At 69.4% G+C, this 11,097-nt stretch carries 7 protein-coding genes; all 7 read left to right on the top strand.

Translation table 11 applies throughout. The annotated features are described in order from the left end of the window. Positions 1-1,801 (top strand): pilus assembly protein PilP (locus G0Q01_RS10130; protein WP_164213318.1); only part of this gene is annotated, 1,801 nt, incomplete at its 5' end. 105 nt (positions 1,802-1,906) lie between these two features. Then, on the top strand, positions 1,907-4,129 hold the full coding sequence (gene glyS / locus G0Q01_RS10125) for a glycine--tRNA ligase subunit beta (RefSeq protein WP_164191526.1): 2,223 nt from the start codon (positions 1,907-1,909) through the stop codon (positions 4,127-4,129). A 150-nt stretch (positions 4,130-4,279) separates the two neighbouring features. Further along, entirely contained in the window at positions 4,280-6,865 is a 2,586-nt protein-coding gene (locus tag G0Q01_RS10120) for a putative PEP-binding protein (RefSeq protein WP_164191523.1), read from the top strand. A 140-nt stretch (positions 6,866-7,005) separates the two neighbouring features. Then, entirely contained in the window at positions 7,006-7,647 is a 642-nt protein-coding gene (locus G0Q01_RS10115; RefSeq protein WP_108966757.1) for a cell wall hydrolase, read from the top strand. A gap of 96 nt (positions 7,648-7,743) precedes the next feature. Continuing rightward, on the top strand, positions 7,744-8,673 hold the full coding sequence (locus G0Q01_RS10110; RefSeq protein ID WP_164191520.1) for a dihydroneopterin aldolase: 930 nt from the start codon (positions 7,744-7,746) through the stop codon (positions 8,671-8,673). Between the two features lie 52 nt (positions 8,674-8,725). Beyond that, positions 8,726-9,730: a dihydropteroate synthase gene (gene folP, locus G0Q01_RS10105; RefSeq protein ID WP_164191516.1), complete on the top strand. Its 1,005-nt coding sequence runs from the start codon at positions 8,726-8,728 to the stop codon at positions 9,728-9,730. Further along, on the top strand, positions 9,727-11,073 hold the full coding sequence (gene glmM / locus G0Q01_RS10100; protein ID WP_164191513.1) for a phosphoglucosamine mutase: 1,347 nt from the start codon (positions 9,727-9,729) through the stop codon (positions 11,071-11,073). Before folP ends, glmM begins: the two co-directional genes overlap by 4 nt. Positions 11,074-11,097 lie beyond the last annotated feature (24 nt).

Raw genomic sequence — 11,097 nt, 5'->3', positions numbered from 1 at the left:
GGCCTGGGCGCCGCGGCTCAGCATGGGGCGCGAAGTCCCGCCCGCGGCAAACCCCGCGCCGCCCCCGGCCCCGGAGATCGCGCCAGCCGGGACGCCCGACCTGCGCCCACAGGCCGACCCCGCCGAGGCGCCCGGCTCCGAGGCGCAGCCCGGCAAGCGGCGGCCCTTCGGCTTCGGCAAGCGCCGCGAGAAGACCGAGCCCGCCGCGCCGCAGGCCCCGGCCGTGACGATCCGCACCCCCGAGGCGCCGGAGACCGGCTCGGACACCACGCAGGGGATCAAGCAGGTCACCCCGCGCCCGCCGGTCTCGCAGCCGCTGGCCCCCTCGGGGAGCGCCCCGGTCTCGGGGCAGGCGCGCGTCGCCGCGCTGCGTCAGGAGGCGGATCGTTCCGACAGCCGCGCCCGCCGCGCCGCCGCCTCGCTGACCCCCGAGGAAGAGCGCGAGCGGCTGACCGTCTTCGGTGCAAGGGGCGAGCAGAAAGTCGGTGGCAAGCCGCGTTTCCTCGGGCTCATCCTGACCGTGCTGCTGCTGCTTTTCCTTGCCGCCGTGGCGGCTTTCTCGTCGGTTCTGCTGGGCGATGAGATCTCGCGTTTCTTCGCCCCGTCGCAGGCCGAGGACGTGGCGCTGGCGGCCCCCGGGGAGATCTCCGAGGGCGCCCCGAGTCCCGCTTCTGTCGACTTGGCTGCCGAGGAGCCCGACGCCGAGGAAGACGCCGACGCAATGCTCGCCGCGCTCGACCTGCCGCCGCCGGCCAGCGAGGGCTTCGAGGAGCTCCCGGCGCCGCGGGTGACCGAGCGCAGCCAGATGACCAGCGACGAGGCCGCCGAGACCTATGCCGTCACCGGCATCTGGCAGCGCGCCCCGAACGCCCCGGCGCGGCCGCCTCAGACCAACGCCGAGGATGTCTACGTTGCCTCGATCGACCCCGAGGTGCAGCAGTTCGATGCCGTCGCCCTGCCCGACCTCGACGCCGGACCGCGCGAGGATCTGAGCCTCGAGCCGGTGCGCCTGCCACCCGGTCCCGGCGTGCGCTTCGATCTCGACGACCGCGGGCTGGTCAAGGCCTCGGCCGAGGGCACGGTCTCGCCCGACGGGGTACGCATCTTTACCGGCCTGCCGCCGCAGACCCCGCCGCTGCGCGATCCCGTGCCGGAGGCGGCGCCCGAAGGGCCCGCGGACGAGGCCGCGCCTGCAGAGGGCGAGGCCGCGGCACCGGAGTCAGCTGGAGAGAGTCCTGCGCCTGACCCCGCCGCCGATCCGGCGCTGTCCGGCTTCCGGCCCCGCGGCCGTCCCGGCGATCTGATCGAGCAGACCGAGCGGGCGGTGCTGGGCGGCGTCTCGCTGGCCGAGCTCGAGCAGATGCGCCCGCAAATGCGTCCGCTCACCGCGCAGGAAGAGGCGCTGGCGCTCGATCTGCCGGTCACCGATCAGGCCATCGGCGCCTCGCTCACCCCGCTGCCGCGCCCGCGCAGCATGGAGGCGATCGTTCAGGAGGCGGTGAAACAGGCCTCGAACGCGCCGGCGGTTGCCATCGCGCCCGGCCCGAGCATCCCGCAGAACGCCAGCGTGGCCAAGAGCGCGACATTGAGCGACCAGATCAACCTGCGCGAGGTCAGCCTCATCGGCATCTACGGCAAGGACAGCAGCCGCCGCGCGCTGGTGCGCCTGCCGTCGGGCAAGTACCAGAAGGTGCAGGTCGGCGACCGCATCGACGGCGGACGCATCGCGGCCATCTCCGAGGACGAGCTGCGCTACGTGAAGAGCGGCCGAAACGTCGTGCTGAAGATGCCGCGCGGCTGATGGGCGGCGCGCCGTCCGATCCATCCCCGCAACATTGCCGCTAACGGCTGGACGCCAGCGCCGCATGGGTCTATCCCCGCATCCGAACTTTACCTTGGTGAGACCATGCCCGACCTGCTGATCGAACTCTTTTCCGAAGAAATTCCGGCCCGGATGCAGACCCGCGCCGCCGAGGACCTGAAGAAGCTCGTCACCGACGGTCTGGTGGAGGCCGGTCTGACCTATGCGGGCGCCGCCGCCTTCTCGACGCCGCGCCGGCTGACGCTGACGGTGCAGGGGCTTCTGGCCGCCTCGCCTGCCACCCGCGAAGAGCGCCGCGGCCCCAAGGTCGACGCGCCCGAGAAGGCCATCGAGGGCTTCCTGCGCGGCGCCGGGGTCACCCGCGCGCAATGCGAGGAGCGCGAGGACAAGAAGGGCAAGGTGCTTTTCGCCATCATCGAGAAGCCCGGTCGCCCGGCCGCCGAGATCATCGCCGAAGTGCTGGAAAAGACGGTCCGCAATTTCCCCTGGCCAAAGTCGATTCGCTGGGGCGCGGGCTCGCTGCGCTGGGTGCGTCCGCTGCATTCGATCATCTGCCTGCTCAGCGACGAGCAGGGCGCCGAGGTGGTGCCGCTGGAGATCGACGGCATCACCGCGGGCAAGACCACCCGCGGCCACCGTTTCATGGGCGGCGAGGCCTTCGAAGTGTCGTCCTTCGACGATTACGAGGCCAAGCTGAAGCGCGCCAAGGTTGTGCTCAGCCCCGCCGAGCGCGCCGATACCATCTGGCATGACGCCACCAACCGCGCCTTTGCCGCGGGGCTTGAGGTGGTCGAGGACCGGGGTCTGCTGGCCGAGGTGGCAGGCCTCGTGGAATGGCCGGTCGTGCTGATGGGCGAGATCGGCGAGGACTTCCTGCAGCTGCCGCCCGAGGTGCTGCAGACCTCGATGAAGGAACACCAGAAGTTCTTCTCGGTGAAGAATGCCGCGACCGGACGGATCGAGCGCTTCGTCACCGTGGCCAACATAGAAACCGCCGACGATGGTGCGACCATCCTCGCTGGCAACCAGAAGGTGCTTTCGGCCCGCCTGTCGGACGCCAAGTTCTTCTGGGAGAACGACCTGCGCGTTGCCAAGTCCGAGGGGCTGACCGCCTGGACCGGGCGGCTGGGCAACGTGACCTTCCACAACAAGATGGGCAGCCAGAAGGCCCGCATCGAGCGCATCGCCGCGCTGGCCCGCGAGATCGCACCGATGGTCGGCGCCGATGCCGCGCTCGCCGAGCAGGCCGCGCTGGTGGCCAAGGCGGATCTGTCGTCCGAAATGGTCTACGAGTTCCCCGAGCTTCAGGGCCTCATGGGCCGCTACTACGCCGAGGCCGCGGGGCTTCCGACCGAGGTGGCCGCCGCCTGCCAGGAGCATTACTCGCCGCTCGGCCCGTCCGACGACGTGCCGACGGCGCCGGTCTCGGTGGCGGTGGCGCTGGCCGACAAGCTCGACACGCTGACCGGCTTCTGGGCGATCGATGAGAAGCCCACCGGCTCGAAGGACCCCTTCGCCTTGCGCCGCGCCGCGCTCGGCGTGATCCGGCTGGTGCTGAACAATGGCCTGCGGCTGCATCTCGACCGGCTGATCGACGCGCAGCTGCTGCGCCACAAGATCAACCCCGAGGGCAAGCACGAGGAGGCGCTGCGCGACGAGCTGCTGCGCGAGATCGCGCATCACGGGGTCTTCGGTGCGGCGGTGCGCGCGGTGATCGACCAGATCGAGGGTGACGCGCCGGAGTGGATCGCCGAGGTCGAGCAGCATTCCAACGATCTCAGCGACGACCTGCTGGCCTTCATCCATGACCGCCTGAAGGTGCACCTGCGCGACGAGGGCATCCGCCACGATGTGATCGATGCCTGCCTCGCCATGCCGAACCGCGACGACCTCGCGCTGCTGGTGACCCGCGCCACGGCGCTGAGCGAGACGCTGGCGACCGAGGACGGCGGCAACCTCGTTCAGGGCTTCAAGCGCGCCAACAACATCCTGACGCAGGCCGAAGAGAAGGACGGGGTCGAATACAGCTTCGGTGCCGACCCCAAGTTCGCCGAGAGCGACGAGGAGAAGGCGCTTTTCGCCGCGCTGGACACCGCTGAGGCCGAGATCGCCCCGGCGATGGCCAAGGAGGATTTCGCCGCCGCGATGGCCGCCATGGCCGCGCTGCGCGGACCGATCGACGCCTTCTTCGAGGCGGTGCAGGTGAACTCGGACAACCAGGTGGTGCGCCGCAACCGGCTCAACCTGCTGTCGCGGATCCGCCAGACCTGCCTGCAGGTGGCCGATTTGACCCGCGTCGAAGGCTAGCGCCGACGCCCCGGCGGCGCGCCGGGGCGATCATTTCGGGACCGGTGCCGCCTCGTTACGCCCCGTCATGGCACCGGGCCTTTCAAAAGGTATTAGTGCGGCACACCCTTTTCGGGATATGCTGCATTGCGGAGAAACAGGGGCCCCGTCATGCCCGACACCTACCGGAAAGACATGCAGGCCGATGATCCGCATGTCACGCTCATCACTCCCTCGGCGCCGATCACGACGCCGAGCCATGGCGGCCGTGCTAAGTGCCTGCAGCGGCTGGTCCGACTCGATCTTCCGGTGCCGCGCACCGTTGCGCTGAGCTTCGACACGGTGCACCGCATCGCGCAGGGCGAGGTGCCGCCGCCCGCGCTGATTCTCGGCCAGTTCACCCCCGGCACGCTTCTCTGCGTGCGCCCCTCCTCCGAGGATCCCGACTGGGGCGGGCCGGGCTCGGTGCTCAACATCGGCATGAACGACGCCACCTTCATCGACTATTCCGACCGCATCGGGGCGGAGGCGGCCTCGGCGCTCTACAAGCGTTTTGTCACCGGCTACGCGATCCACGTGGCACGGCTCGACCCCGATGTCTTTGAAGAGATCGACACCGAAGGCCAGCAGGGCCTGTCGGACGCGCTGCGCGCCTACGAGGAAGAGGCCGAGGAGCCCTTCCCGCAGGATCCCGCCGTTCAGCTCACCGCCGTTCTGCGCACCATGGCCCGCGCCTGGGAAGGCACCACCGCCCGGCTGCTGCGCCAAGCCAAGGGGGCGCCGGTGGATGCCGGGCTGGGGCTCATCGTGCAGGAGATGGCGCTGGGGCTGGGCATCGGCGAATGCGGCTCTGGCGTTCTGCAACTGGTCAACTCCGACACCGGCCTGCCGCAGATCACCGGACGCTACCTGCACCAGAGCCAGGGCCGCGACGCGCTGCACGACGAGAGCGCGGCGCTGTTTCTCGAACGCGATCCGCGCGGACCCTCGCTGGAGGAGCTGGCGCCGGAGGCCTTCGAGCAGCTCAAGGCCCACGCGCGGCTGATGCGCCAGCGCCTGCGCGCCGAGATGCAGATCGAATTCACGCTCGAGAACGGCAGGGTTCATATCCTCGACGGGGTGCGGGTGAAGCGCTCGCCCCGCGGTGCGCTGCGCATTGCCGTGCGGCTCGCCGAAGACGGGATCATCACCCGGGAAGAGGCGCTGATGCGGGTGGAACCGCGCGGGCTGTCGGAACTGCTGCACCGGCAGGTCTCGCCCGAGGCAGAGCGCGACGTGATCGGCAAGGGCGTCGCGGCCTCGCCCGGCGCCGCCACCGGCAAGATCGTCTTCAGTGCCGCCGAGGCGCAGGCCTCGGCTGCGCGCGGCGAGCCCTGCGTCCTTGTCCGGCGCGAGACCTCGCCCGAGGACGTGCGCGGCATGCATGTGGCCGCCGCGGTGCTGACCGAGCGCGGCGGGATGACCAGCCACGCGGCGGTGATCGGCCGCGGGCTCGGCCTGCCCTCGGTAGTGGGCGCCGCCAACATGGGCTTTCGTCTGAACGACAAGGTGTTGATTTCACAGGATGGTCGCCGGTTCTACGAGGGTGACACGATCACCGTCGACGGCACCTCGGGGCAAATCCTCGCAGGGGCTCCGGCGATGGTCGAGGCGGCGCTGGACGACGCCTTCCGCACCTTCATGTCCTGGGCTGACGACGCCCGGGACATCGGCATCCGCGCCAATGCCGACACCCCCGCCGATGCCGCCACCGCGCGCAACTTCGCAGCGCAGGGGATTGGCCTGTGCCGGACCGAGCACATGTTCTTCGAGGCCGACCGCATCACCCCGATGCGCGAGATGATCTTCGCCGACAGCCCCGAGGACCGGAAGGCCGCGCTTGCCCGGCTTCTGCCAATGCAACGTGCCGATTTCACGGAACTTTTCCGGATCATGGAGGGCATGCCCGTCTGCATCCGCCTGTTCGATCCGCCGCTGCACGAGTTCCTGCCCACCGACCGCGCCGGGCTGCGCGATCTGGCCGAGGCGCTCGACCTCCCGGTCAGCGACGTGACCCGACGGGTCGAGTCGATGGGCGAATACAACCCGATGCTGGGCATGCGCGGCGTGCGGCTCGGCATCGCCGTGCCCGAGATCTACGACATGCAGGCCCGGGCCATCTTCGAGGCGACGCTGGATGCGTCGAAAGACGGCGCCCCGGTAGAGCCCGAGATCATGCTGCCGCTGGTCTCGGCGATGAAGGAGGTCGAGCTGGTGAAGACCCGCATCGACGCCGTCGCCGCCGCGGTGCGCAACGAGCGTGGCCGGGACTTCGACTATTCGCTCGGCGTGATGGTCGAGACCCCGCGCGCCTGCCTGCGCGCCGACGAGATCGCCCAGCATGCGCATTTCATGTCCTTCGGCACCAACGATCTCACGCAGATGACCTACGGGCTGTCGCGCGACGACGCCGGGCGGTTCATGTCGCATTACGTGCAGCAAGGGGTCTTTGCCGAGGACCCGTTCCACCGGCTCGACCCCGAAGGGGTGGGCGAGCTGATCAAGATCGGGGTCGAGCGTGGCAGACACGGCAACCGCGGAATCATGCTCTCGATCTGCGGCGAACATGGCGGCGACCCTGATTCGATTGCCTTCTGCAGGGAGGCCGGAATCGACTACGTGAGCTGCTCACCATTCCGCGTTCCGGTTGCAAGACTTGCCGCTGCGCAACTCGCGCTAAAAGAGAAAATCGGGGGAAAAAGGCCGAGATTCGCCTAAAAAGAGCCGTTTTCCACAAGGGATAAGGACACTGTCCTTTTGCGCGGACTTACTTGGGTGGACGAATTGGCGACTTTTTTGTAAATCGCCTCGGATTTCGGCATCCCTCGGGGTGCCCCCCCGAGCTGTGAGAGCCCTTAATGTTTCGTGCCACCGCGATCGTCATCGCCGCATGTTTTGCGGCGCTTCCCGTCCGCGCTGACATCCAGCATGACAGCATCCGTCACCTCGTCAAACTCGAACAGAGCGCGCTTCGTTCCGCAAATTCTTCGCATCTGCGCAGCATGATCACGCCGGTCTCGGCCGGCAGCTCGAAGGTCCCCCACTACGACCGCGCCTGGCTCGCCACCCAGCCCAAGGCGACCGGCGGCGCTCAGTTCCAGTGCCTGGCCGAGGCGCTCTACTTCGAGGCCCGCGGCGAGAGCCTGCAGGGGCAGTTCGCTGTCGCCGAGGTGATCATGAACCGCGTCGACAGCCCGCGCTTCCCGGACTCGGTCTGCGGGGTGATCAACCAGGGCACCGGGCGTCTGCACGCCTGCCAGTTCTCCTACACCTGCGACGGCCGCCCCGAGCACGTCAGCGAAAAGGCCGCCTGGGACCGCGTTGCCAAGGTGGCCAAGGCGGTGATCTCGGGCGCGCCGCGGGCGCTGACCCAGGGCGCCACCTATTATCACACCCGCGCCGTGCGCCCGAGCTGGGCCCGCAAGTTCACCAAGACGGCCACCATCGGCGCGCATTACTTCTACCGCGGCGCGAACTACCGTATCAGCACCAGCAACTGAGCGCCGCTTTTCTCCCCCGGCACGCCGTTGTCGGGGTCGCCCCTGCGTCAGGCCCCTGCTAGAGAGGCGGCAGTTTTCGCTTCCGGAGCCGCTGCCATGGCCGATGAAATCCGCCTCGCCTTCGCCCATCCCGACGAACGGGCCATCGCCACCGCCGGCGAGACCCCGCGCGACCGCATCTCACTGCGCGACCACGTTGTCGAGGTCGAGATCGGCGCTTTCCAGGCCGAGCGCGGGCAAACCCAGCGGGTGCGCTTCAACGTCGTGGTCGAGGTGGCCCCCGGCAAGGGCGCGCTCGAGGACGACGTCGATCTCATCCTCTCCTATGACACGGTGACCGAAGCGATTGCCGCCGAGCTGGCCGCCGAGCGGCTGAACCTGCTCGAGACCCTCGCCGAGCGCATCGCCGAACGCATCTTGCTGGAGCCGCAGGCGCTGCGGGTCTTCGTGCGGATCGAGAAGCTCGACCGCGGTCCCGGCGCGCTGGGGGTCGAGATCGTCCGCGCCCGCGACGGCGAACCGGTGGGCGCGGCGCAGGATGGCGCCCGCGAGCGCCCGCATCCGCGGGTGATCTACCTGTCGAACGCCGCCATCGCCGACACCGCGCTCTCGGGCTGGCTCGACCAGGCCGAGACCCTTGGCGCGCCGGTGATCCTCTGCGTCGGCCTGCCCGAAGGGGCGCGACCTCAGGCCAGCCACCCGCTGGCGCAGCGCCGCATCGACCTGCTGGCGATCGAACAGAACGCCTGGATGCTTGCGGCCCGCGACCCGCGCGCCAAGGTGGTCGCCACGCGCACCGAGCTCGACTGGGCGATGAAGAACGGCCAGAGCTGCATCTGGGCGCCGTCGAAGATCGTGCTCGACACGCCGACCGGTCAGGAAGCCCACCCCGAAGACCCCGCCGAGCTGGCGGGCTGGTTCGCCGGGCTGATGGAGGCCTGCGAGCTGGTGATGATCGGCGAAGAGCCGCCCGCCGGTCTGACGGTTCCAGCGAGGGCTGTAACAGTCGGAAATACCACGCTCTGAGCCCGTCGCCGCCCGGCTTGCCAAGCGGGCGCGCATCGGGCACAGACGCTCAATGACTGCCCGATACCGCCCCCTCGTCCAGTGCGGACACGCCCGCCCAGATGACGCCCTGCCGCTTGCCGGGGGTCCGCGCTGGTTCAGTCAGTGCGTGCGCCACACCCGCGGCGAGGCGGTGACGGTGGTTTCCGTCTGCGAGGTGCCACAGGATGTGCTGGCCCGGCTCACCGCCCCGCGCGAGCCCGTCGCCGGCCTGTCGATGGACGGCCCGCGGATCATGGGCATTCTCAATGTTACCCCAGACAGCTTTTCCGACGGCGGCACCGATGCCTCGGCGCAGGAGTCCATCGCCCGCGCCCATCGGATGCTTAAAGAGGGCGCCGACATCCTCGACATAGGCGGCGAGAGCACGCGCCCCGGCGCGCCGGAAGTGCCGGTCGACGAAGAGATCGCCCGCGTCGTGCCGGTCACCGAGGCACTGAAGGGCGTGCCGATCTCGATCGACACCCGCAAGGCCGCCGTCGCCCGCGCCGCCGCCGAGGCCGGTGCCACGCTGATCAACGATGTCTCGGGGCTGGTCTTCGATCCCGAGATGACCGAGTTCTGCGCCTCCTCCCGCCTGCCCGTCTGCGTCATGCACATGCGCGGCACGCCCGAGACGATGAGCGCCGAGACCGATTACGCCGACGTGCTGCTCGACGTCTACGACTTCCTCGAGACGCAGGTGCATGCGCTGGAGCACGCCGGGCTGCCGCGCGAAAAGATCGTGGTCGATCCCGGCATCGGCTTTGCCAAGACCCTCGATCAGAACCTCGCGCTGCTGCACGGGCTGTCGCTGTTCCACGGCCTTGGCTGCGCGATCCTGCTCGGCGTCTCGCGCAAGGGCTTCATCGGCAAGCTCTCGGGCGAGACCGAGGCCGCGAAACGTTTCCCCGGCTCCATCGCCACCGCCCTTGCAGGCGTGGCGCAAGGGGCCCAGATCATCCGCGTGCACGACGTGCGCGAGACGCGCCAGGCCCTGACGCTTTGGCAGGCCGTCGAAGAAGGAGGCCAAGAATGACCCGCAAGCTTTTCGGCACCGACGGGGTGCGCGGCACCGCCAACATGCACCCGATGACCGCCGAGATGGCGCTGGCCATCGGCGCCGCCGCCGGGCGCTACTTCCGCCGCGAGGCGGGCGGCACGCACCGCGTGGTGATCGGCAAGGACACAAGGCTCTCGGGCTACATGTTCGAGACCGCGCTGACGGCGGGGCTCACCTCGACCGGCATGAACGTGCTGCTGCTCGGCCCGGTGCCGACCCCGGCGGTGGGGCTTCTGACGCCCTCGATGCGCGCCGACGTCGGGATCATGATCTCGGCCTCGCACAATCCCGCGCATGACAATGGCATCAAGTTCTTCGGCCCCGATGGCTTCAAGCTCTCGGATGAGGCAGAGGCCGAGATCGAGGCGCTGGTCGAGGCGGGCGTCGAGCCGGCCCAGGCCGGCAACATCGGCCGCGCCAAGCGGATCGACGATGGCCGCTTCCGCTACCAGGAGCGGGTGAAATCGAGCTTCCCGCACGGCATGCGGCTTGACGGCATGAAGGTGGTGATCGACTGCGCCAATGGCGCCGCCTACCGCGCCGCGCCCGAGGTTCTCTGGGAGCTCGGCGCCGAGGTGATCCCGGTGGGCACCCATCCCAACGGGCTCAACATCAACGACCAATGCGGCTCGACCAAGCCGCAGACCGCCGCCGAGACCGTGGTGGCGCATGGCGCCGATGTCGGCATTTGCCTCGACGGCGATGCCGATAGGGTGATCCTGATCGACGAGAAAGGCACCGTGGCGGACGGTGATCAGATCATGGCGCTGATGGCCGGCCGCTGGGCCGAGGAAGACCGGCTTGCCGGTGGCACGCTGGTCGCCACGGTGATGTCGAACCTCGGGCTCGAGCGCTACCTCGGCGATCGCGGGCTCACCCTCGCCCGCACCAAGGTCGGCGACCGCTACGTGGTCGAGATGATGCGGGCGCGTGGCTTCAACCTCGGCGGCGAGCAGTCGGGCCACATCGTGATGACCGATTACGCCACGACCGGCGATGGTCTCATGGCGGGGCTGCAGTTCCTCGCCGAGATGGTCCGCACCGGGCAGCCCGCCAGCCGCCTCGCGCGCAACTTCGAGCCGGTGCCGCAGCTGCTTAAGAACGTGCGCTTCGGTGCCGGGCAGACACCGCTTGACGCCGCCAGCGTACAGGGCGCCATCGCCGAGGCCGAGGCGCAGCTCTCGGGACGCGGCCGCCTGCTGATCCGCAAGTCGGGCACCGAGCCTTTGATCCGGGTGATGGCAGAATGCGAGGACGAAGCGCTGCTGACGCAGGTGGTCGACGGGATCGTCGCCGAGGTCCAGGCCGCCGCCGGCTGAGCCTCGCTTGCGACGGTGCGCCTC

Source organism: Salipiger sp. PrR007 (assembly GCF_010499845.1).
GTDB classification, from domain to species: domain Bacteria; phylum Pseudomonadota; class Alphaproteobacteria; order Rhodobacterales; family Rhodobacteraceae; genus Salipiger; species Salipiger pacificus_A.
The sequence above is the reverse complement of the archived record's forward strand: the minus strand, read 5'-3'. Positions and strand labels throughout refer to the sequence as shown.